Annotated in this window: 18 protein-coding genes; 3 read left to right on the forward strand and 15 right to left on the reverse strand. The window is 68.9% G+C overall.

The window, feature by feature from the left end; translation table 11 throughout:
* Positions 1–59 precede the first annotated feature (59 nt).
* Positions 60–2,408: an FAD-dependent oxidoreductase gene (locus AC4PMY_RS09605; RefSeq protein ID WP_491622575.1), complete on the reverse strand. Its 2,349-nt coding sequence runs from the start codon at positions 2,406–2,408 to the stop codon at positions 60–62.
* 162 nt (positions 2,409–2,570) lie between these two features.
* Here AC4PMY_RS09605 and AC4PMY_RS09610 point away from each other — a divergent pair, with 162 nt between their 5' ends.
* Positions 2,571–3,920 (forward strand): MFS transporter, encoded by a 1,350-nt coding sequence (locus AC4PMY_RS09610; protein ID WP_082915862.1) that lies wholly within the window; start codon positions 2,571–2,573, stop codon positions 3,918–3,920.
* A 65-nt stretch (positions 3,921–3,985) separates the two neighbouring features.
* Here AC4PMY_RS09610 and AC4PMY_RS09615 read toward each other — a convergent pair whose 3' ends face one another.
* From AC4PMY_RS09615 to AC4PMY_RS09630, 4 genes are all read right to left on the reverse strand, one after another.
* Positions 3,986–4,351 (reverse strand): hypothetical protein, encoded by a 366-nt coding sequence (locus tag AC4PMY_RS09615; protein ID WP_064293989.1) that lies wholly within the window; start codon positions 4,349–4,351, stop codon positions 3,986–3,988.
* A 64-nt stretch (positions 4,352–4,415) separates the two neighbouring features.
* On the reverse strand, positions 4,416–4,856 hold the full coding sequence (locus AC4PMY_RS09620; RefSeq protein ID WP_491622576.1) for a DoxX family protein: 441 nt from the start codon (positions 4,854–4,856) through the stop codon (positions 4,416–4,418).
* 1 nt (position 4,857) lies between these two features.
* A complete protein-coding gene (locus tag AC4PMY_RS09625; protein WP_491622577.1) occupies positions 4,858–5,379 on the reverse strand; it encodes a GNAT family N-acetyltransferase in 522 nt (173 codons plus the stop codon).
* A 12-nt stretch (positions 5,380–5,391) separates the two neighbouring features.
* On the reverse strand, positions 5,392–6,390 hold the full coding sequence (locus AC4PMY_RS09630) for an acetylxylan esterase (RefSeq protein WP_071261958.1): 999 nt from the start codon (positions 6,388–6,390) through the stop codon (positions 5,392–5,394).
* Positions 6,391–6,485: 95 nt separating this feature from the next.
* Here AC4PMY_RS09630 and AC4PMY_RS09635 point away from each other — a divergent pair, with 95 nt between their 5' ends.
* Entirely contained in the window at positions 6,486–7,307 is an 822-nt protein-coding gene (locus tag AC4PMY_RS09635; protein WP_491622578.1) for a DeoR/GlpR family DNA-binding transcription regulator, read from the forward strand.
* 61 nt (positions 7,308–7,368) lie between these two features.
* On the opposite strand, the gene AC4PMY_RS09640 is transcribed toward AC4PMY_RS09635, so the two are convergent.
* From AC4PMY_RS09640 to AC4PMY_RS09660, 5 genes are all read right to left on the reverse strand, one after another.
* Positions 7,369–8,262 (reverse strand): LacI family DNA-binding transcriptional regulator, encoded by an 894-nt coding sequence (locus AC4PMY_RS09640; RefSeq protein ID WP_121292846.1) that lies wholly within the window; start codon positions 8,260–8,262, stop codon positions 7,369–7,371.
* 73 nt (positions 8,263–8,335) lie between these two features.
* Complete coding sequence (locus AC4PMY_RS09645; RefSeq protein ID WP_491622579.1) at positions 8,336–10,240, reverse strand: BNR-4 repeat-containing protein; 1,905 nt, start codon at positions 10,238–10,240, stop codon at positions 8,336–8,338.
* Between the two features lie 46 nt (positions 10,241–10,286).
* Positions 10,287–11,621, reverse strand: a complete 1,335-nt coding sequence (locus AC4PMY_RS09650; RefSeq protein WP_064293996.1) for an extracellular solute-binding protein — start codon at positions 11,619–11,621, stop codon at positions 10,287–10,289.
* A gap of 94 nt (positions 11,622–11,715) precedes the next feature.
* Positions 11,716–12,654, reverse strand: a complete 939-nt coding sequence (locus AC4PMY_RS09655) for a carbohydrate ABC transporter permease (protein WP_083397394.1) — start codon at positions 12,652–12,654, stop codon at positions 11,716–11,718.
* Positions 12,651–13,556, reverse strand: coding sequence for a carbohydrate ABC transporter permease (locus AC4PMY_RS09660; RefSeq protein WP_079000409.1), 906 nt, complete (start codon positions 13,554–13,556; stop codon positions 12,651–12,653). The genes AC4PMY_RS09655 and AC4PMY_RS09660 overlap by 4 nt, the downstream gene beginning before the upstream one ends.
* A gap of 214 nt (positions 13,557–13,770) precedes the next feature.
* Here AC4PMY_RS09660 and AC4PMY_RS09665 point away from each other — a divergent pair, with 214 nt between their 5' ends.
* Positions 13,771–14,310 carry a hypothetical protein gene (locus AC4PMY_RS09665; protein ID WP_064293998.1) on the forward strand — a complete coding sequence of 180 codons (540 nt, stop codon included), beginning with the start codon at positions 13,771–13,773 and terminating at the stop codon, positions 14,308–14,310.
* Positions 14,311–14,382: 72 nt separating this feature from the next.
* Here AC4PMY_RS09665 and AC4PMY_RS09670 read toward each other — a convergent pair whose 3' ends face one another.
* The 5 genes from AC4PMY_RS09670 to AC4PMY_RS09690 form a co-directional block, all read right to left on the reverse strand.
* Positions 14,383–16,485, reverse strand: a complete 2,103-nt coding sequence (locus AC4PMY_RS09670; protein WP_491622580.1) for an alpha-galactosidase — start codon at positions 16,483–16,485, stop codon at positions 14,383–14,385.
* A gap of 7 nt (positions 16,486–16,492) precedes the next feature.
* Positions 16,493–17,815, reverse strand: a complete 1,323-nt coding sequence (locus tag AC4PMY_RS09675) for an ABC transporter substrate-binding protein (protein WP_079000404.1) — start codon at positions 17,813–17,815, stop codon at positions 16,493–16,495.
* Positions 17,816–17,892: 77 nt separating this feature from the next.
* Positions 17,893–18,762, reverse strand: coding sequence for a carbohydrate ABC transporter permease (locus AC4PMY_RS09680; RefSeq protein WP_079000402.1), 870 nt, complete (start codon positions 18,760–18,762; stop codon positions 17,893–17,895).
* Complete coding sequence (locus AC4PMY_RS09685) at positions 18,759–19,703, reverse strand: carbohydrate ABC transporter permease (protein WP_064294001.1); 945 nt, start codon at positions 19,701–19,703, stop codon at positions 18,759–18,761. Before AC4PMY_RS09685 ends, AC4PMY_RS09680 begins: the two co-directional genes overlap by 4 nt.
* Positions 19,700–21,709, reverse strand: coding sequence for a beta-galactosidase (locus tag AC4PMY_RS09690; RefSeq protein ID WP_491622581.1), 2,010 nt, complete (start codon positions 21,707–21,709; stop codon positions 19,700–19,702). Before AC4PMY_RS09690 ends, AC4PMY_RS09685 begins: the two co-directional genes overlap by 4 nt.
* Positions 21,710–21,803: the final 94 nt, after the last annotated feature.

Below are 21,803 nucleotides of genomic sequence, written 5' to 3' on the forward strand. Positions count from 1 at the left end.
GGGTCCTCCACGGTGTCGGTGTCGGTGTCGGTTCGGATGTCCGGCCTCGGAGGCCGTGTTCAGCGTAGCGGTCGGGCTCGGCGCGGCCGGGTGGTGCGCCCGCTCGGCTGTTCGAAGACCTTCACACTCGCGACACTCACGTAGGGCGAGCCGTTCGTGGCCGTGACGACGACACGGAGGGCGTCGACCCGCACGGGCTCGACGTCGTGGATCCGGTGGCGGTGGCGGTTCCCCTCGACCTCGGCCAACACCGTCCACGTCCCTTCAGCCGCACCCGCGCGTCTCCCCTCGAGTCGGTAGTCGGCGACGAGCTCGGGGACCGCCTCGAAGTCGGTGCGGTGGTGGTGCAGGTTGATGAGGTCCACGTCGACGTCGTCGTTGAACACGATCCGCACGGACGCGACATCGACGGGCTCGTCCCAGTGCAGTGTGAGGGCCTCGGGCTCGGCGACCAGATCGCGGCTGTCAGCGAGTCGCTCCGAGGACCACAGGTGCGGTCCCCCGTACGGTCGCTGGTAGCCGTCGACGATCCGCTCCGGGCGGTACGCCGTGGTGTCTCCACCGACGGTCAGCGCGACGCTCCGGCCGCGGAGCTTCCGGGCGTTCCAGTCGAGGATCGCCTGGTCCTGCTCCTCGGGGATGTGGTCGTCGAACACCTCGTCGGACGCGTGCTTCGCGGTCAGGACGAGGAGGCCGTAGGGGTGGCCCTCGGTGAGGAGCAGGCTGACGTCCGGGTTGGCACGGACGACGAGCACGGCGTTCTGCTCGATATCGGGCGTCCATCCGAAACGGACGGTGGCCGACACGCCGACCCCGGCGGCGATCTCCGCGGCTCCATCGAGGAGGTGCTCGACCGGGACGGCGTTCTGGCGCTTACCGGTGCCCCACAGTTCGACGCGGAGGGTCGTGTCGCGTGCGGCGTCGACGAGCAGGGTGATCTGGTCGAGTGACGGAGCGACGGGCACGAGGATCGCGACGTCGCGGTCGAGGGTGAACCGCTCGCCGGAGCCGATGTGCTCCAGCGTGGAGATCGCGTCGAGCGCGCTCGAGGCGGAGACCGTCGCCCGCCCGGCCAGGTCGTCGGGGTCGTCCGTGGTGATGCCGATGACCGGGGCGTCCTCGCGGAGGAGCGTGCGCTGCAGGAGCGGGAGCGCCTGCCCGGCGAGCTCACGCGGCGTGAGCCCGTTGCGGGCGATGAGCGCCGCAGCCGTCCCCACCGCCTGACCCTGCGTGGCGCAGGTCGCCATGACGCGGGTGGACCCGAACGCGACATGGGAGGCGGAGATGTTGCGTCCGGCGAACAGCAGGTTGTCGACGTCCCGCGAGTACAGGCTGCGGAAGGGGATGCCGTAGGTGCCGTTGCTGAACCGCTGCTGCGCACCGGCGGTCTCGGCGTACACGCCCTCCACGGGGTGCAGGTCGATCGACCAACCTCCGAAGGCCACGGTGTCCTCGAAGTCGACCTGGTCGAGCAGGTCGTTCTGCGTGAGGGTGTGGTCGCCGAGGAGCCGGCGGTACTCGCGCTTCCCCGGGATGGATCCGACCCACTCGAGCGTGAGGGTGTCGGCGTCGAACTCGCCGGAGTTCTTGATGTAGTCCCAGATCCCGAAGACGACGCTCCACAGCTCGTCTCGGATCTGCTCGTTCTCGGCGACGGTGTCGAGCTCGCCGCCCCACTCGATCCACCAGTAGTTGCAGCCGTTGTCGCCGGTCCGGATGATCCGGTTGGTGAGGATCGGGGTCTCGCGGATGTCGCGCGCGATGTCGGGGGCGACGAACCGCTCGGGGCGTCCGGCGTCCTTGGTGTAGAAGAAGATCGAACTGCCGAGGAGCTCGTCGTCCGCCACCTCGGGCGCCCACGGCTCGCCGAGCTCGGCGCGACCCTCGCGCCCGATGCGGGAGGTGGCACCGGCGAGATGCCCCACCAGCCCGTCTCCCGTGCAGTCGATGAAGACGGGGGCGACGAACTCGGTCTCGATCTCGCTGCCCATCGTCCATCCGGTGACGGACGCGATCCGCGGCGACGGCGACTCCTCACCGTCCGCCGGCTTCTCCATCGTGACGATGCGGACGTCGGTGTTGAGGTGCAGCTGCAGGTTCGGCTCGGCGCGCACGAGGTCGAGGACGGTCTGGTCCCAGTAGAACGGGTTGCCCTCCGGATTGCGGTACTGGTTCTCGAGGAAGAGCTCCCCCATGATCCCGGTCTCCCGTGCGAACCGCTGGTGGCCGTGCGCGGTCGCTCCGACCACCCACACCCGAACCTCGCTCGACGAGTTCCCACCGAGTACCGGGCGATTGGTGACGAGCGAGACCCGCGAACCGAGGCGGGCGGCGGCGACGGCTGCTGACACGCCCGCGAGGCCACCGCCGATGACGACGACGTCTGCGGTCTGGGTGCGGTGCTGCATGGATGACACTCCTTCGTGATGCGTGATCCTGGAGGCCGTCGAACAGGTGGCGACCACCGGGCGAGTGCCACGCTACCATTCAGCGGTACGACTTTCCCATTCAGTGGGTAAGATTCTTCGGCAGGTGAACCTCGAAGCACCCCGACAACGATGTGAGGACCGATGGACGAGAGCAGGACCCAGGCTGCAGCCCTGGCCGAAGCCGCCGCGCACAGCGCACAGACCCCCTACGACGACGCGGAGCGATCACGCCGTATGCGGAAGGTGATCTGGGCGGCCGGGGCAGGTCACTTCGTCGAATGGTTCGACTTCGGCCTCTACGGCACGCTCGCGACCGTCATCAGCCTCAACTTCTTCCAGCAGGGCAACACCCAGGCGGCTCTCCTCTCCGCATTCGCGGTGTTCGGGGCCGGCTTCGTGATGCGTCCGCTCGGTGGCCTCTTCTGGGGCTCGCTCGGAGACCGCATCGGGCGCAAGACGGTCCTCGCGACGGTGATCCTCGTGACCTCCGGGGCGACGGTCGTCATGGGTCTCCTGCCGACATTCGACCTCATCGGCCTCTGGGCGCCGATCCTGCTCGTGATCGTACGACTCGTGCAGGGCTTCGCCGCCGGTGGCGAGAGCTCGGGTGCCACCACACTCCTCGCCGAGTACGCCCCGTCAAACCGGCGCGGCTTCGTGACGAGCTTCATCGACGTGTTCGGCTTCGCGGCCTTCGTGGTCGGTGCGGGCCTCGTGCTCCTCTTCACCTCGACGCTCGGCACGGACGCCCTCAACGAGTGGGGTTGGCGCGCGCTCTTCTTCCTCGCCCTGCCGCTCGGCCTCGCGGGCCTCTACCTGCGGAACAAGCTCGAGGACACCCCCGAGTTCCAGGCGATCCAAGCGAAGGGGGCCGTCTCGAAGTCACCGTTGCGGACCTCGCTGCGGACGTCCTGGAAGGCGCTGCTCTTCTGCGTCGGCTTCGTCGTCATCAAGGCCGTCGGCCACTGGATCCTGCAGACCTTCATGCCGTCGTACCTCCAGACCGATCTCGGCTACTCGCAACCGCTCAGCTACGCGGTCACCGTGCTCGGGCTGCTCGCGATCGCCATCCTCGTGCCGTTCATGGGCCTGCTGAGCGACCGCATCGGGCGGAAGCCGGTGATGATCGCCGGTTGCGTCGGGTTCCTGGTGTTGACGTACCCGACGCTCATGCTCATGAGCGCGGGCAACTTCGCGGCGGCGGCGATCGCCATGGTGATCCTCGGTGTCTTCATGGCCGCCTACGACGGTGCGTCGAGTGCTGCGATGGCCGAGCTGTTCCCGACCAGCATCCGTTACGGCTCGATGGCGATCGCGTACAACCTGTCGGTCGCCGTGTTCGGCGGGATCACGCCGTACTTCGCGACATTCCTGATCGCCTCGACCGGCAACCGGTTCGCCCCCGCGTTCTACGTGATGGCGGCCGCGCTCATCACGCTGATCGTCGTGCTGCGGGCCCGCGAGACGGCCAAGCTGCCGCTCCCGCGCTGAGCGACCCGAACGAATGCCGGCGTCGACCAGATGGGTCGACGCCGGCATTGTCGTGCGGGTCCGTCTCAGCGGGAGAAGTCGCGCAGGTCGAGGTCGGGGTCCTCGAGCACGTCCGAGGTCTCGAGGGAGTCGCGTGGCTCGTACGCCGTCGTGGACGGGCGGAGGTCGTCGAGATAGCCCTGCAGACGCGATTCGGCCTCGCTGAAGTCCGGCACGTCGCGGTCCCAGTCGTGCGGCACTGAGAGCACGTCGTTGCCGAGACCGATCACGAGTTGGGCGGATGCATCCTCGGCATCGGACTCCACGACGATCGGAATCGTGACCGCTTCGGCCCGACCTCGCTTGGCGAGCTCGGCGGTCAGCTCCACCAGGAGGCCCGCGACCTCATCGGTCGTCACAACGTTCTCACCCGCGTATGTAATGCATCGCATGCATCAACCCTGCCGGATCAGGCCTGGAACCTCAGGCCCCTTGACACCCGGTGGGGCCGGATGACTAGGCGGCTCCGAGGCCGGACTCGGTCGACGACGACCGGCGGCGGCTGGTCCGCCACGCTCGCCACGCTCCCGTCGACCAGAGCGCCCAGACGACGAGGAGCGGTTGGAACACCAGTCGGACACCGCGCGCGACATCGCTGTCGAGCCCGAAGGCGTCGGTGCCGCGGACGAACTGCTCGATGTTGCCGGGGAACACCGCGACGAAGAACGCGGCGACGATCCAGCCGACGGCGACGCGGTACCGGGCGAGCAGGATCAGCGAGAGGCCGAGCAGGATCTCGACGACTCCCGACGCAACGACGACCACGTCGACCGGCAGGGGCAACCACTGCGGCACCTGGGCGACGAACGACTGCCGCGCGAAGGTGAGGTGGCCGACGCCGGCGAAGGTGAGGACAGCTCCGAGGAGCCAGCGGGCGAGTGCGCGGACGAACTCCATCTCAGCTCGCCGCCGTCACGGCGTACTTGAAGCCGCGGTGCGAACCGACGAAGCCGAGGCGCTCGTAGAAGCGGTGGGCGTCCACCCTGGCCTCGTCGGAGGTCAACTGCACGATCGAGGAGCCGGTCGCCGGAGCGGCGACGTCCGTCACCCAGCGCATCATCGCCGTTCCGACGCCGCCGGATCGCAGCGCGGAGGAGACCCGCACGGCTTCGATGAGCAGTCGGGTTGAGCCGCGGCGAGCCATCCCGGGGATGCGCGTCAGCTGCATCGTCGCGATGACGGCCTCCGCCGCGTCGACGACCAGCAGGATCTCGTTCGCCGGGTCGCCGATGAGGTCCGCGAGCGCACGCTCGTAGGCGGGGAGATCGCTCTCGTTCGCCAGGTCACCGCGGGACGCACTGATCGGGTCGTCGGCGAGGAGCGTCATCAGCGCGTCGAGGTCGGCCAGGTCGGCCCGGCGCAGCAGCAGTTCCTGCCCCGGTGTGGAGAGGGCGACGGGGAGCGTGAGGGCAGCTATCATCCATCCACCCTCTCACCTCGCGCCTGCAGCTCCTCCCACTGCCCGCGCGACCGACCGGAGCGCGTGCGCCCTCGTCGCCGCATACGACTCCGCCAGCACGGCATCGAGCCCCGGGTACTCGGTGTGCCCGGCGGGGAGGACGCTCAGCTCGATATCCTCGAGAGCGTTGGCGACGGCGAACTGCCCGGGTGGTGGCACGTGTCCGTCCCAGAGCGCGGCCTCCACCCGCACCGGCACGTGGACAAACCCCGCGGCCGTCGACGCGTCGAAGAACCGCAGGACCTCACGCGCCTCCGGGTGCTCGGCGACGTGGTGTCGAACCCGCTCTCCGCTCCCCTCGCACGGCAGGCGCAGACGCAGGTCGTACTGACCGAAGCTCGGCACCACGAGCGTCGCTCCGACGAAGCGGTCGTCCCATGGCAGGGCGAGCGCACCGATCCCGCCGCCGAAGCTCTCACCGACGAAGTAGAGCGGGAGCGGTCCGACGACGTCGAGCAGCGCCGACGCCGCGTGCCAGAGGTCGACGGCACACCGGCCGAGCGCGTACCGCTCTACGCTGTCGATGCCGAACAGGACATGCCCGTCCTCCGGTGTCGGCGCTCCGAGTCCCGCGTTGAAGACGCCCTGGCCGCGGGCGATCGGGAAGATGACGGCAGCGTCGTCCGGGACGCGGGACCAGTCGGGCGCCTCCCGCCCGCCGTACCCGTGTCCATGCACCATCCCGAAGCGTGCAGGCCCGCCCGCCGGCATCGCGAGCCATCCGCGCAGACGGAGGCCGTCGGCGACCGTGTGCTCGACGACGAAGACCTCGTGCGCGCCCTGCCGGCCGATCGGGGTCAAGATCGGATCCGGAGGAACCTCACGTGCCGCCGCGTACCACCCGCGCCACAGCTCCTCGAATCCGGCCGGCGGCACGACCGGTTCGACGGCCAGGAGCGCCTCGAGGTCGTAGCCGTAGGTGCCGTCGCGAACCACATCGCCGAACCAGTCCCGATGTCGTACCTCACGCATGCGTCATCCGCCTCCGTCTCGTCGTCGTGGATCGCCGGTGCCTCAGCCCGGCACGCGCTCGTGACAGACTGGCAACCGGGTCGAAGGAGGACGCTGTGCTCGGTGCGGAACGCAGATCGCAGATCATGTCGGAGGTGCGCCGCAACGGTGCGGCGAGCGTCGTCGACCTCGCGACCGCGCTCGGCGTCAGCGAGATGACCGTGCGGCGCGACATCGAGCAACTCGCCACGGAGGGCCTCGTCGACCGCGTCCGTGGTGGCGCCACCACGCCCCGGCTGCCCGACCGTGTCGAGCTCGGCTTCCCCAACCAGGCACGCCGACTGCTGGCCGAGAAGCGCGCCATCGCCCGTCGCGCGGCCGTCCTCGTCGAGCCCGGCATGTCGGTCGGCCTGTCCGGCGGCACCACCACCTGGACCCTCGCGCAGGAGCTGCGCGCCATCCCGGAGCTCACCATCGTCACGAACTCCCTCCCGGTGGCAGACGTGTTCGCGCGGCCCGACCGCGCCGACGAGCCGTACACCCAGACGGTCGTGTTGACCGGCGGCGTCCGTACCCCCTCGGACGCCCTCGTCGGTCCGGTCGCCGTGCGGGCGATCGAGTCCCTGCACTGCGACGTCGTCTTCCTCGGCGTCCGCGGGATCGACCTGCAGGCGGGACTGACGACCTCGAACCTCCTCGAGGCCGAGACCAACCGGGCGTTCGTCGGCGCCGGGCGTCGCTCCGTGGTCCTCGCCGACCACTCGAAGTGGGGTGCCGTCGGACTGACGACGATCGTCGACCTCCGCGAGGTGGACCACCTCGTCATGGATGACGACGTGACCGAGGACATCGAGACCACGCTCCGCGCGCAGTTCGGCGAGGTCTGGCTCGCGCCGGTCGCTTCCGCTTCGGTCGACGACGACCGCATGGACGACTGACCGCGCCGCTTCCAGCACCCCGGCACAGCGGAGCGCCGGCCTGTCCTTCCGCTCATGGACCTCAGCGCGCCGTGCTGTTCCGCGCGACGATCCGCGCGTCGACGACCACGTGCCGGACCGGCGTGTCGGCACCGGGCGGGGCGGCGATCTGACGTTCGAGCTCGGTGAAGGCCGCGCGCACGATCGCGTCGTAGTCGGGGGCGACCGTGGTGAGCGACGGGGTCGAGAACTGGGCGGCGTGGACGTCGTCGATGCCGATCACCGCGACCTCCTCGGGAACCCGCCGGCCGGCTTCCTGGAGGGCCGCGAGCACGCCGAAGGCGATCGAGTCGTTGGAGCAGACGACACCGTCGAGCTCGACGCCCTCGGCGGTCATCCGACGCATCACGCGGCGTCCCTCCTCGGGGGTGAACGCGTCGACGTGCCCGATGAGCGACGGCTCCTGCGCGAGCCCGAGCCGCGCGACCACGTCCCGATACCCGGCGTACCGCTGATCGGCTGCGTCGGACGGACGTTCGTCCCTGGGTCCGATGAACGCGATGCGGGAGCAGCCGACCTCGGCGAGGTGGGTCGTCGCGGCGTCGGCGGCCGCCCGGTTGTCGATCGAGATGTGCGTGAACGGGCTCACCTGGATGTGCTCGCCGAGGAGCACCAGCGGACCCGGGGAGGTCCGCCGCGTCAGGTCGCCGACCGTCAGCGAGCGGGGGATGTGGATGAGTCCGTCCGTTAGCGGCAGGCCCACCCCGTTGGCGATGTCGACCTCGCGATCGTGGTCGCCCTCAGTGTGCTGGATGAGGATCGACAGTCCACGCTCGTCGGCGCCGCGGACGAGGAGCGTCGTGAGCTCCGCGAAGTACGGTTCGTCCAGGTTCGGGACGGCGAGCGCCACCATGCCCGTGCGCGAACGGCGCGGTACCGGTGCCGATCGCTGAGAGCCGAAAGCGGCGTCCGACATGGTGCTGCTCCTCACTGCTGACCGGGTGGATCCCGGCCGCTCGGGACCGTTGCGGTCCCGACTGAGCACAACGCTATCTCGGGACATCGTCGTTCCTCGTGGATTCGGTGGCGGGTGCCGCGATCGCCTCGATCTCGAAGACCCGCGCGACGTCGGTCGCCGAGGCGGAGGGGTCGGTGATGAGCAGGCGCACCGCGTCGACGACCAGTCCGTCCACGGTCGCGGTGACGGTACCGGCGGTGTTGTCGTCGAACCGTCCGACCTCGACCCAGGCACCGCCCGTCCGGACCTCGACGGTGAAGTCACGGAGCACCGAATCGGTCGAGACTCCCCCGGCGTAGCCGCTCTTGACCCTGACCTCGGCGAGCGCCGTCGGGGCCCGCCAGGCGGCCGTGATCGTGGGTGCCGTGTCGCCGACCGCCGAGATCCAGCGACTCGCGTCCGTGCACACGCCGTCGACGGCGAGTGCCCCGCCGGTGTCGGCTCGCAGCGACGACGACACGCTGACGGTCGCACCGAGCGCCACGTTCGTGCCGGATGCCTCGCCACGAAGGCCCGACACGATGTCCTGGAGCGAGGTCCCGCCGGTCTCGGCCGACGCCGCTCGCGGGATCGCCGCGTACCGGACGGTGCCGCGAGTGGTCTCGCTGAGTGGCGCACTCAGGTAGAGCACATCCGTGCCGTCGACGGTCTCCGCCCGCAGCCGTTGCTGGCCGAGTTGATCGGTGCCGACCGTGCGGGCCGTCCACGGGGTGCCGACCGTCTCGCGCTCCAGCCGGACCACCTGGCTGCGGTTCTCGCCGCAGACCTGTACGGCGAGGACCGCGTAGACGCGGTCGACTCCGCCGGAGCTCGTCGCGTCGATCGCGGCGACGGTCGAGACGCCGGAACCGAGCGCGGAGGCGTCGATGAGCGACTCGTCGTTCCAGGCACCGCCGTCCCACGAGGTGTATCGCACGTCGTATGCGGTCTCGTCGGCTTCGACGAACCGGTAGACGATCCCCGCGAGCTCTGTGCCGTCGAGGGCGAGCTTCGCGGTCTGCAGCGCCGGCGTGTAGCTGCCGATGGCCTCGCCGGCACCGAAGGGGCGCCAGACGACGGATCCCGGGGTGGTCGGGGTGATCGGTCCGGTGAGCGCGGTCCCTGTGACGTCGGCGAAGGAACCGTCGGACGGGTCGTACGTCGCGTACGACCCGAGGTGCCGCGCCGGGTCCGCCGGGAACGGGCCCCATTCCCACAGCACGTGGACGCGGCCGTCGGCATCCACCTCGAGGTCGTCGGGATAGAAGGAGTAGCCGGTCGCCGCGGCGACCACCGCTTCGCGTTCCCAGACACCGGTGTCGAGGTCGTACCGGTAGAGCCGACCCTCTCGTCGCCCCTGCGCGTCCGTCCCGACGCGCACGAGCACCCAGGCGTCGCCGTCCGGCCCGCGCGCGGTCACCGGATAGGTGATCGCCGCGTCGAGGTCGGGCATGGACGACGTCGCCTCCACGAGCGAGGTGACGTCGCCGGGCACTGAGGAGCGGAACACGTTCCACTGCTCGTTGTGCATCGAAACGAAGGCGTGGATGACGCCGTCTCCGTCGACCACGATCGAGGGCTGGTTGTGGCCGTTGTCGTCGGTGAAGGTCACGCAGGCACCTCCGGCCGTCGAGCGCAGGCACCCTTCGGTCCACGTCCCGTCCGCGCCCCGCGAGGCCAGGTGCACCTCGTGCTTGGACGCGGTGGACGCCGGCGCGTTGAAGGCGAAGTAGGAGACACCGTCGACGACGTCGAGCGGTCGCCACCAGCCGGCCTGGTTCGACGTGTCGACGGTGACGGGCACGGTCTCGACCGTGTCGGTCACCGCATTCCCGCCCGCGTCACCACGCACCGGTCCTCCGGGGGCGGCGACCGCCGGCGCCGTCACCCCCAGCGCGAGGACCGTGAGCGCGGCCGCGGCGAGCGCGCGGACGGTGTTCGATGAGCTGCGTCGCATGGTTCCCCCGGTGCCGGTCACAAGCGTCCGATCGTCGATCCGCGGCTCAGCCGACGAGCTTCTGAGCGGCTTCGCCTGCGGACTTCATGGCTTCAGCGGGCTTCTCCTGCCCGACGAGGACCGCCTGCACCTTCTCCGCGATCTTCGTCTCGATCTGCGAGTACTGCACGAACTTCCAGAACGGGTTCGTCGAGCTCGTCTTGGTGATGCGGTCACTGAAGTTCGTGGCGAACGAGTCGTTCTTCACGGCGTCGGAGTTGAGCGCGTCCTCGGTCGCCGGCGGCAGACCTCGGGCGGCGAAGTCCTCGAGCACAGTCTCCGGGTCGGACGTCACCCACTGGGCGAAGTCCGCTGCGGTGCCGGCGGCCGGACCGTCGACCACGGCGAGCGCGCCACCCCAGACGAGCGCACGCGGCGTGTCACCCTGCTTGAGGACCGGCCGGGAGACCGGCTGCAGCTTGCTCGCGAAGTCGGGGTCGGGTGATTCGCCGGTCACGGCGCTCCGTCCGACGATCGCGTCGTCGTAGATCGCGGTGCGCCCCTGCGCGAACAGTGAGCGTGCGTCGAAGCGGTCGACGTCGGCGGCGATGAGGCCCTGGTCGTACAGGCTCTTGTACCAGGTGACCGCCTCGATGCTCGCGTCGTCGCCGATCGTGACGGTGTCCCCGTCGACCAGCGGGCTGCCGAAGGTCTGCATCCAGATGAGGATGTCCTTCAGCTGCGCGGCCTTCGTCGACGCGGCGTAGGGGATCATGCCGTTGCCGAGACCCTTGAGCTGCTTGAGCGACCCCTCGAACTCGTCGATCGTCGTGGGGAACTCGCCGATGCCGGCCTGGTCGAGGATCGCCTGGTTGGTGACGAGGCCGATCGCGCCGATCGTCCACGGGAGGCCGTACTGCACGCCGTCGAATGTCGCGGCCGTGAGGCCTGCCTTCGTGTATCCGCGTCCCTCGGTCAGCCCGGAGACGTCCTGCAGCTTGCCGAGGCTCGCCAGCGAGCCGAGCCAAGCGACGTCGACGTGGGCGACACCGGAGAACTGCCCGCCGCGCACCTGCAGCATGAGCTGGTTGATGTACTCGTTGTAGGGGAAGGACACCTCACCGACGTCGATCTTGGCCTTGCCCTCGTACTTCTGCAGGAGGCTCTGGATGGCGGGTGCCGAAGCCTTCTCGGTGAGCGACCAGCTCGCGAAGTCGAAGTCGGTCGCGGTGCCGCCGGCGGTCGCCTTCGGGATGGATCCAGCCCCGGGTGCAGCACCGGTGGGTGCACATCCTGCGAGGGTGGCTGCGGCGACGCCGATGCCGAGGAACTGCAGGGCACGGCGGCGGGTGATGACGGTCTGCTGTGCGGCGGTGGCGAAGGACGGGGTGCGGTGGGACATGGCTCCTCCTCGAGCGTGATCCTGGTGGGACGTGTCTGGGTTGGTGGGACGGATTATGGGGAGGCCGGCGGCGGGCCGGTCCGGTGTACTGCGCTCAGCCCTTCACGGCGCCGGCGGTCAGTCCGCCGACGAGGTGACGCTGCAGGGCCATGAACGCGATCGCCACGGGTAGGGAGACGACGAGGGACGCGGCCATGAGCTCGGGCCAGGCCGTGGCCGCCTCACCGACGAAGGTGTTCACGAGGCCGGGCGGGAGTGTCTGCTTGTCGGGTCCCGCGAGCGTGAGCGCGAAGATGAAGTCGTTCCACCCGCGAACGAAGGCGAACAGGCCCGCGGCGACCAGGCCGGGTGCGGACAACGGGAGAACGATGGAGTGGATGATCCGCAGGCGGGAGGCCCCGTCGACGCGGGCCGCCTCGATGAGTTCGTCCGGGATCGTGTCGAAGAACCCCTTCAACATCCAGACGCACAGCGGCAGGGTGAACGTCGTGAACGACAGCACCAGCGCTGCATAGGTGTTGAGGAGCCCGTAGGCGCTGAACACCGAGTACAGGGTGATCAGCAGCAACGCCTGCGGGAACATCTGCGAGGCGAGCACGAAGTACATGAGTGATCGACGCCCGCGGTAGCGGAACTTCGAGAACGAGTAGCCCATGTAGGCCGAGACGATCACGGACAGCAGGGCGGTGATGACGGACACGATGATGCTGTTCCGCAGGTAACCGAACAGGTCCGGGTTCGATGCGAGGGCGGTGTAGGCCTCGAAGCTGATCTCCGTGGGGAAGAGCTTCGGTGGGTACGAGAAGACCTGGGCGCGTGGGGTCAGCGAGGTGGCCAGCAACCAGTACACCGGCAGCAGCCCGAAGCCGCCGCAGACGATCACCGCGACCCAAGCGCTGATCCGGACCGCCCGGCTCTCCGAGCGGAAGAGCGACGGACGGCGTCGCAGCGTGCCGAGCTCGGTCGCGACGAACGGCGGTTGCGGGTCCGGCGTGGTGTCCTGCGGTGCCGGCGGGGCGGTGGAGACGCTCATTTCTGCTCGCCTTTCTCCGAGAATCGGACGTAGACGACGACGAGCGCCATCAGGAGGATGAGCCAGAGCAGCCCGAGGGCGCCCGCGTGGCCGAGGTCGAAGCCGCGGAAGGCGGTCTCGTAGACGGCGGTGGCGAAGGTCTGGGTGCTCCCAGCCGGGCCGCCGCCTGTCAGGACGTAGATGATGTCGAAGTGCTGGAAGTTCCAGATGAACTCGAGCAGCAGGACGAGGCCGATGATGCCCTTCAGCTGCGGGACCGTGATCGAGAAGAAGCGTCGGATGGTCCCGGCGCCGTCCATCTCGGCCGCCTCATGGAGTTCCTGTGGCACGGTCTGCAGGCCGGCGAGCAGCATGACCATGATCCAGGGGAAGGACTGCCAGGTCTTCGCGACGATCACCGCGAACATGGCCGTCTGGGGTTGTGCCAGCCACGCCTGCGCGTCGATTCCGAACAGACCGAGGATGGCGTTCGCCACTCCGTAGTTCGCGTTGAAGATCCACATCCAGAGGAACGACACGACGACGCCGGGAACGAGCCAAGGGATCAGCATGAGTCCGCGCATCACCTTGGCACCGCGGATGCGGGTGTTGAGCGCGAGGGCCAGTGCGAAACCGATGACGAAGGGGGCGATCGTCGTGCCGAGCGTGAAGACCATCGTCTGCCCGAGCAGTTTGAGGAAGTCACCCTGCAGCACGTCGATGATGTTCTGGAATCCGACGAACTCGCGGCCGGGCACCACCAGGCTCTGCTTGAAGAACGCCGTGACGAGAGCGGTCAGCAGCGGATAGGCGACGACCGCGACGAGGAGCGCGAGTCCTGGGAGGACGAGGACGAACGCGAACATCCCGTCCGGCATCCGCCTCGGCTTGTTTGAATTTGCAACCAATTGTGAAGTCGTCATACTCACATCCTTGTGAGGAGCAGTCCGCTGCATGCGGGTCGTCCTGGGCGGCGGCGCCAGTATCAGCGGCCAAGTGTTGTTCAGCATGCCGGGTGCCCCCGGGACAGGTCAACGCAGACTGGTCACGGTTCCATAACGGACTGTTCATACTTGATTGAACTTGTTGCTTGAGAGTGTCTGTCTGCTGCCGGAGTGGACATGGGAGAGTTGATGGGTGAACTACGACCTCAGCGCTCCTGCTCGCCGCGACATCAAAGGCCTCACGGCCGCCATCGAGTCGGCCGAGGACGCTGCTTCACTGCAAGCGCGTCTGAGCGTGCCCCGCTACGGCGTGTTCGATCTCGTCGGCCGGGCTCGCCGCTCGCCGATCATCGGCGGGCTCCTCCTGGCCGGTACGGCGCTCGACCAGAACGGCAAGCCGACGAAGCCGCTCCAGGTCCTCGAGACGATCCCCGAGCTGGACCCCGTCGACCCCGACCCCGGTGCCGTCGCCGCTCAGCTCGCCGAGCTCGCACACGGCGACCTCGTCACGGTGCGGTTCTCCGACGGCGCCTACGGCGACTTCGGCGTGACCGGAATCGCCGTCTGGTCGGTCCCCGGCACCACTTTCCTCGTGGGCGGCTGGCTCATCGGTTCCGCGGGTGCGCCGGCGCCCCGGGTCACCGAGCTCGTCCGTCTCGCACCCGTCGGCGACCACCCCTGGCCCGTCCCGGCCCAGATCACCGTCGTCGGCGAGGACATCGGCATCGACTGACCGTGCTCCGTTCACCCAAACAGGGGCGAACGAACACACATTCGCCCGAAGATGGGCGAATGAAAGCGGCGGCTACTCCGCGTCGAGGGTGAAGAGCTGCGCCTGCTCGGGAGCGAGGAGCGGCATCGCGATCCCGACCTCGGCCAGCGCACGGCCGGTGAGCACGACCGAGCCCTCGACCAACCACCGGGGCGGTACGTCCTGGATCGACCGGGCGGGCGCGCCGAGGTCGAGCGGGCGGACCCGATAGCAACGCTCGGGATCGAGGCCGGGCACGCGCAGCGGCGCGGGGATCGCCGTGAGCGGTGCGGCGAGCGCCACCTGCGCGACGATCGCGGACGAGCGGTCCTGGGCGATCACCCCGTGCGCGTGCAGTGCCGGGTCGGCGCTGTCCATGCGGACGATCTCGCCCGTGTGCAGCAGCGGGCGGAGGCGCTTGTAGTGCGCGATCCAGGTCGCGATCAGCTCGAGTTCCGGCTCGCTCGCCTCGTTGAGGTTCCACTCGATGCCAGCGCTGCCGAAGAGGGCCGTGGCCAGGCGGAACGAGAGGTCCGAGGTGCGCCAGGTGGTGTGCGAACGGGCCGCACCGAGATGACCGCCGAGGTACTCCGGTGGAACGACGAGCCCCGTGTAGCGCTGGATCGACTGCCGCTCCAGCGGGTCGTTCGTGTCGCTCGTCCACACCCGTTCGACCCGTTCGAGGACGCCGAGGTCGATCCGCGCGCCACCTGAGGCGCACGACTCGATGTCGATACCGGGGTGCAGGGCGCGCACCTCGTCGAGCAGTCGGTAGAGCGCCGTCGTCTGCCGGTGTGCCGAGCCGCCGAGGAGGTCGCGGTTGTGGTCCCACTTGAGGAACGCGATGTCGTACTCGGTCAGCAACGCGTCGAGGCGTCCGAGGAGGTAGGCGAAGGTGTCCGGGTTGTCGAGGTCGAGCACCCGTTGGAAGCGCCAGGTCGGAGCGTCCGGATGCCCGAGGACCCAATCGGGATGCGTGCGCGCGAGCTCCGAGTCGGGGTTCACCATCTCAGGCTCGACCCACAGCCCGAAATCCATGCCGGCACCGGTGACCGCGTCGATGAGCGGCGACAGCCCGCCCGCCCAGCGATCCGGGTCGACGAACCAGTCGCCCAGCGCGCGGCGGTCGTCCGTGCGACCGGTGAACCAGCCGTCGTCGAGGACGAACCGCTCGACACCGACGCGCTTGGCCTGCTCCACGAGGGTGAGCAGTGTCGGCAGGTCGTGGTCGAAGTACACGGCCTCCCAGGTGTTCAGCACCACCGGGCGGGGCTTCGTGATCGTGCTCCACGAGCGGATCCAGGGGTGCAGTCGCGCGGAGACGCCGTCGAGACCCGCGTCGGAGTACACGGCGACCGTCCACGGCGACTCGTAGCTGTCCCCCGGTGCCAGCGTGACTTCACCGGGCGCGAGGAGTTCACCGGAGCCGGTGACCACGGGACCGAGTGGCGAGCGCTCGCTCCAGATCACCTTGTCGCCGCTCCACGCGAGGTGGGTCGCCCACACCTCGCCGCAGCGGAAGTCGAAGCCGGGTGCGCCCGCGACGGACAGGAACGCGTCGTCGTGACCGGGTCGTCCGTGACGGTGCTCGCGCGTCCAGGCGCCCTGCCCGAGGCGGTGGCGCTGCGGCGTGCGCTCGTGCGTCCAGAGACCGGTGAAGTCGAGGAGTTCCGTGGCGCGGTCGGGAAGCGGGAGCACGACGGCGAGGGCGTCGACGGCGAGGGGTCGGTCGACCTCGGCGTCGTTCCGCACCGTGTGCCGGACGCGGAGCACACCCTGGGGGGTCAACTCGATCGTCGAGACGATCGTCACCGCGGCGCGCTCGTCGGACGTCGTCAGGATCAGCGAGGTGTCGGTGGCCTGCTGGTCGATCAGCCGCAGCGCGAGCAGGTTCGATGCATCGGTTCCGCCCGGCCGGTGCACGCCCACACCCGGGCGGCCGCTCCAGCCGTCGAACACGGTGGGCAGCAGGCTGAGGCGCGGCGGGGCATCGATGGACGAGGGCGGGATCGCCGGCGTCAGCCCGTCGGCGAGGGCGGTGAGGGAGTCGGTGGCGAGTTCGCCGACATCGGCTCCCCAGTGGAGGATGGTGGGCACCTCCGTGCCGCGGGCGTCGACGATCAGGCTGACGCCCGCGGCACGAAGGTGGTGGATCACTGCTCTGTTACTCCTTGACGGGGATGGACTGCGCCTTGAGGGCGTCGATCGTCGCCGACTGGCCCTTGGTGAGGGCGTCGAGCAGGGTTCCGTCGCCGGAGACCGCAGCCTTGAAGCCGTCGGACACGTCGTTGTACGTCTGCGTCATCGTCGGACCCCAGGCGAAGTCCTCCGACACCTCGGAGGAAGCCTCCGCGAAGACATCGTAGATCGGCTGGCCGCCGTAGAAGTCGACGCCCTCCTTGAGGACGGGCAGGTTCAGGCCCTCCTTCGTCGCCGGGTAGATGTTGGCGCTCGTGTTGAGCATGGTGAGTGCCTCGTCCGAGGTGTTCAGCCACAGCGCGAACTTCGACGCCTCATAGGGGTGCTTGGAACCGGTGAAGACGGCGGTCGAGGAACCGCCCCAGTTGCCTGCCGCGGAGTCGCCGGCCTCCCACTGCGGAGCCTTCGCGACGGCCCACTTGCCGGCGGTGTCGGGAGCACCCGACGCGATGGAGTTCGCGCCCCAGACGGCGGAGTTCCAGGTCCAGGCGGCGCTGGAGTTGTACGCGTTGTCCCACTCGGTCGTCCAGGTGGGGACGGTCGAGACGAGGTCCTCGTCGATCAGGTCCTGCCAGTAGTCGGCGACCTTCTTGGAGGCGGGGTCGGTCAGGTCGACGGTCCAGTCGGAGCCGTCGTTGTCGAACCAGCTGCCGCCGGCCTGCCAGACGAAGCCGGCGAACTGGTTGATGTCACCCTGCGAGAAGTTGGTGATGTAGGCACCGGTGGCGCGGACCTTCTTGGCGGCCTCCTTGTACTCCGCCCACGTCGTCGGGATGGCGATCCCGTTCTGCTCGAACAGGTCCGCGCGGTAGAACATGGCCATCGGGCCGGAGTCCTGCGGGACGGCGTAGACCGAGTCGGACTCACCGAGCGAGACCTGACCCCAGGTCCAGTCGACGAAGTCGTCCTTGGCGGCCATGACGTCGTCGCACGCACCGAGGTCCATGAGGCCGTTCTGCACGCGGAAGTTCGGGAGGGCGTCGTACTCGATCTGGCCGAGGTCGGGGGCGTTGCCGGCCTTCAGCTGGTTGAAGAAGTTCTGGTACGTACCGCTGTTGCCGTTCGGGCCGGTCTGGACCTTGACCTGGATGTCGGGGTTCTCCTTGTTCCAGACGTCGACGACCTCTTCGATACCGGGGATCCAGGAGGTGAAGCTGAGGTCGACCTTGCCCTCGGCCGGGGCGCAGGAGGCAGCAGCACTGCCGCCCTCCGACCCGGTGGAGGAGCAGCCGCTCAGGACGACGGCCGACAGCACCGCTGCGGCGACCGCTGTTCTCTTGAGGTTCATAGCGAATCCGTTCTTCTGTGAATGGTGTGGGATGGGTGTTGGTGCGGGATGGAGAAGATGCCTGCTGGTCGGTCCGACTACTTCACGGCGCCGGCGCCGAGGCCGGAGCGCCAGAACCGCTGGAGCAGGAGGAAGGTGATGACGAGCGGGATGATCGACAGGAACGCGCCGACGAGGACGTAGAGGCGCAGCTCGGGGATCTGGTTGACCTGCGAGTTCCACGAGTAGAGCCCGAGGGTGACCGGGAACAGGGCTTCGTCGCGGAGCATGATGAGCGGCAGGAAGAAGTTGTTCCAGATGGCGACGAACTGGAAGAGGAACACGGTGACGAGCGCCGGGAACATGAGTCGCACGGAGATGGTGAAGAAGGTCCGGATCTCACCGGCGCCATCGAGACGCGAGGCCTCGAGGAGTTCCTCGGGCACGCTCGACGCCGCGAAGATCCGGGTCAGGTAGACACCGAAGGGGCTCACCAGCGAGGGCAGGAAGACCGCCCAGAACGTGTTCGTGAGGCCCACCTGGCTGAAGATGAGGAACAGTGGGAGCGCGAGCGCGGTCGCCGGGACGAGCACACCGCCGAGGACGACGTTGAAGATCAGGTCGCGTCCCGGGAACCGGTACTTCGCGAGGGCGTAGCCGCACATGGCCGCGAAGAGCGTGCCGAGCAGTGCGCCGAGGCCGGCGTACAGCACCGAGTTCAGCATCCACTTGAGGTAGACGCCGTCGCGGTAGGCGACGAGCTGGCCGATGTTGTCGAACAGGTTGAAGTCCGCGAACCACAGCGGAGCCGAGTTGCCGAACTGCGCTGACGACTTCGTCGAGGCGATGAACAGCCACCAGATGGGGATGAGGAAGTAGAGCGTGAAGACGAGCATCACGATGAGCGCGCCGGCGCGCGACAGGCGGCTCTCCTGCGGGCCGCGGCCGGTGGACAGGATGGCGGTCATTTGCCTTCCTTTCGCTGCGTGAACTTCAGGAACCCGAAGGAGAGGACGAAGGTCGCCAGCGCGAGCACGACCGAGAAGGCGGCTGCGAGGTTCACGTTCGGGATGGACGAGGTGGTGTAGACGGTGAGGTTCGGGGTGAAGGTGCTGCTGACGGCTGAGCTGAAGGTGCGGAACACCTGCGGCTCGGCGAGGAGTTGCAGCGTGCCGATGATCGAGAAGATCGCCGTGAGCACGATCGCCGGCATCACGAGCGGGATCTTGATCGACCAGGCGATGCGCGCCTGACCGGCGCCGTCGAGCCGCGCGGCCTCGTAGATCTCCGTCGGGATGGAGAGCAGCGAGGAGTAGATGATGAGCATGTTGTAGCCGACGAACACCCAGGTGACGACGTTCGCGATGGCCCAGAGCACGAGATCGGCCGAGAGGAAGTCCACGTTCTGCGTGATCGCGGTGAACGGCGACAGGTTCGGCGAGTAGAGGAAGCCCCACATGATGGCGGCGATCACGCCGGGCACCGCGTACGGGACGAAGAACGCGAGACGGAAGAACCGCTTGCCCCGCAGGAGCGGTGAGTCGAGCAGCAGCGCGAAGAGGAGCGCGAGCCCGAGCATGACCGGCACCTGGACGACGCCGAACAGGAGAACCCGTCCGACGGACTGCCAGAACGGGCCGTTCTGGAAGACCTGCACGTACTGCGCCAGTCCGCCGAACACCTCCCGGGCCTGACCGAAGGTGCCGTCACGCTCGATCACGAGCAGTGACTGGTAGACCGCGTACCCGATCGGCACGAGGTAGAACAGCGCGAACAGCACGGCGAACGGGACGATGAAGATGGCGATCGCCCGCTTGTGCTGCACCACCGCCTTCGGCAGCTTGGCCGCCCTCGGCGGGCGGACGGGCCGTGGCGACGTCGCCTCGGCCGTCTCGATATTGACGCTCATCGCGTGCGGTCCTCTCTGATGACGCGCACGGCGCCGGCTGGCACGCGTGCGATGGAGTCGACGGGTTCGCCGGTGACGAGCTCGCGCCCGCTGGCCGGCAGCTCGACGTCGTTCGTCGAGTGGTTGATGAGGAAGAGGTAGCTCCGACCCTCATCGGCGCGGCGGATGACCTCGAGGCCCGGCTGGTCCGGATCACCCTGTGGCAGCGCCCCGGCCCCCGCGGCTGCGTCGCGGAGCACCTCGTCGAGCGCGACGGCATCCAGGTTCGTCGCGAGGTACCAGGCGTCGCCGCCACCCGCGATGCGGTTGCGCGTGATGGCCGGGCGACCGGTCGACGGGCCGTCGGCGAAGGAGTCGACGACCTCGGCACCGCGGACGCGGGTCCGCTCGGACCAGGCCGTCGCGGTCCGGCCCGACGCGAGCGTCAGCACCTGGCCGGGGAGGACGGGGGCGAACTCCTCGACGTTGACGCCGAGCAGGTCACGGAACGCACCGGGGTAGCCGCCGGGGCGGACCCGGTCCTCCTCGTCGGCGATCCCACTGAAGAACGTGACGACGGCGTGCCCACCGGCTGCGACGAAGTCCGAGACGACCGCGGCCTCGCTGTCGCGCACCAGGTACAGGTTCGGGACGACGACGAGCCGGTAGGCGGAGAGGTCGGCGCCCGGACGCACGACGTCGACGGTGTGGCCCAGACGACGCAGCGACGCGTGGACCGCGTGGACCTGCGAGAGGTGGTCGATCTCGTGGGTCGGGCGGCTCTCGCCGTCGGCGGCCCACCAGTTCTCCCAGGAGAAGAGGAGGGCGACATCGGCCTGGACGCGCGTGCCGGTGATCTCGTCGAGTCGGTCGAGCGTGCCGCCCAGCTCGACGACCTCGCGCCACACGTCGGAGTCGGTGCCCGCGTGCGGCAGGAGGGCCGAGTGGAACTTCTCCGAGCCCTGCAGCGACGCGCGCCACTGGAAGAAGCAGATCGCCTCCGCGCCCTTCGCGACGTGCGTGAGCGAGTTGCGGGTCATCTCGCCCGGTGCCTTCGCGAGGTTCTGCGGCTGCCAGTTGACCGCACCGGTGGACTGCTCCATGAGCAACCATGCGCCGCCCCCGGCGAGACCGCGCGTGAGGTCGCTCGCGAACGCGAGTTCGGCCGTGGGGTCCGCGAGGCGGTTGTCGAGGTAGTGGTCGTTGGCGACGACGTCCATCTCGGGCGCCCACTGCCAGTAGTCGAGGTTCCGGATGTGCGCGGTGACCATGAAGTTGGTCGTGACGGGCACCGAGCTGTGACGGCGCAGGACCTCGAGCTCGGCCCGGTAGTAGCCGAGGAGCTCGTCGGAGGAGAAGCGGTGGAAGTCGATGACCTGGCTCGGGTTCCGGCTCGACAGGGTCAGGCGCGGCGGCAGGATCTCGGCGAAGTCGCTGTACTGCTGGCTCCAGAACGACGTGCCCCACGCGGTGTTCAGGCGCTCGATCGTCTCGTAGCGGGCGCGGAGCCAGCCTCGGAAGGCCTCGGCGCTCTCGTCGTCGTAGCAGAGCGCGTTGTGGCAGCCGAGTTCGTTCGACACGTGCCAGAGTTCGACGGCGGGGTGCTCGCCGTAGCGCTTGGCGACGCGCTCCACGAGTTCGAGGGCGTAGCGACGGAAGACCGCGGACGACGGGCACCAGGCCTGGCGACCGCCAGGGAAGCGGGTCGTTCCGTCCTCGGTCTCGGGGAGGATCTCCGGGTGCCGGAACGTCAGCCACGGTGGGGCCGATGCGGTGCCGGTCCCGAGGTTGACCCGGATGCCGGCTTCGTGGAGCAAATCGAGGATCTCGTCGAGCCCGGCGAAGTCGAACTCCCCCGGCCGTGGCTCGAGGTGCGACCAGCCGAAGATGTTGAGGGCGACGAGGTCGACGCCCGCCTCCTGCATGAGCGCGACGTCTTCGCGCCAGACGGACCGATCCCACTGCTCGGGGTTGTAGTCGCAGCCGTAGGCGATGCCGTCGTGGCTGAACGTGGGGGTCGTGCTCATGGCGCCTTCCGCGATCTGTGAACGTGCACAGATCGAAGAGCGACAACTCCACGTTGAGAGTCTGTGAACGTACACAGAGTAGGCGTGCGTTTCG

The sequence above is a fragment of the Plantibacter sp. MDV22-iso1 genome (assembly GCF_058408345.1).

Coding starts and splice junctions, on each gene's coding strand:
- AC4PMY_RS09640 (WP_121292846.1), bottom strand. CDS start 8,262: ATGTCGGACGCCGCTTTCGGCTCTCAGCGATCGGCACCGGTACCGCGC.
- AC4PMY_RS09625 (WP_491622577.1), bottom strand. CDS start 5,379: ATGATAGCTGCCCTCACGCTCCCCGTCGCCCTCTCCACACCGGGGCAG.
- AC4PMY_RS09630 (WP_071261958.1), bottom strand. CDS start 6,390: ATGCGTGAGGTACGACATCGGGACTGGTTCGGCGATGTGGTTCGCGAC.
- AC4PMY_RS09615 (WP_064293989.1), bottom strand. CDS start 4,351: ATGCGATGCATTACATACGCGGGTGAGAACGTTGTGACGACCGATGAG.
- AC4PMY_RS09685 (WP_064294001.1), bottom strand. CDS start 19,703: ATGAGCGTCAATATCGAGACGGCCGAGGCGACGTCGCCACGGCCCGTC.
- AC4PMY_RS09690 (WP_491622581.1), bottom strand. CDS start 21,709: ATGAGCACGACCCCCACGTTCAGCCACGACGGCATCGCCTACGGCTGC.
- AC4PMY_RS09620 (WP_491622576.1), bottom strand. CDS start 4,856: ATGGAGTTCGTCCGCGCACTCGCCCGCTGGCTCCTCGGAGCTGTCCTC.
- AC4PMY_RS09660 (WP_079000409.1), bottom strand. CDS start 13,556: ATGACGACTTCACAATTGGTTGCAAATTCAAACAAGCCGAGGCGGATG.
- AC4PMY_RS09605 (WP_491622575.1), bottom strand. CDS start 2,408: ATGCAGCACCGCACCCAGACCGCAGACGTCGTCGTCATCGGCGGTGGC.
- AC4PMY_RS09645 (WP_491622579.1), bottom strand. CDS start 10,240: ATGCGACGCAGCTCATCGAACACCGTCCGCGCGCTCGCCGCGGCCGCG.
- AC4PMY_RS09655 (WP_083397394.1), bottom strand. CDS start 12,654: ATGAGCGTCTCCACCGCCCCGCCGGCACCGCAGGACACCACGCCGGAC.
- AC4PMY_RS09610 (WP_082915862.1), top strand. CDS start 2,571: ATGGACGAGAGCAGGACCCAGGCTGCAGCCCTGGCCGAAGCCGCCGCG.
- AC4PMY_RS09650 (WP_064293996.1), bottom strand. CDS start 11,621: ATGTCCCACCGCACCCCGTCCTTCGCCACCGCCGCACAGCAGACCGTC.
- AC4PMY_RS09675 (WP_079000404.1), bottom strand. CDS start 17,815: ATGAACCTCAAGAGAACAGCGGTCGCCGCAGCGGTGCTGTCGGCCGTC.
- AC4PMY_RS09680 (WP_079000402.1), bottom strand. CDS start 18,762: ATGACCGCCATCCTGTCCACCGGCCGCGGCCCGCAGGAGAGCCGCCTG.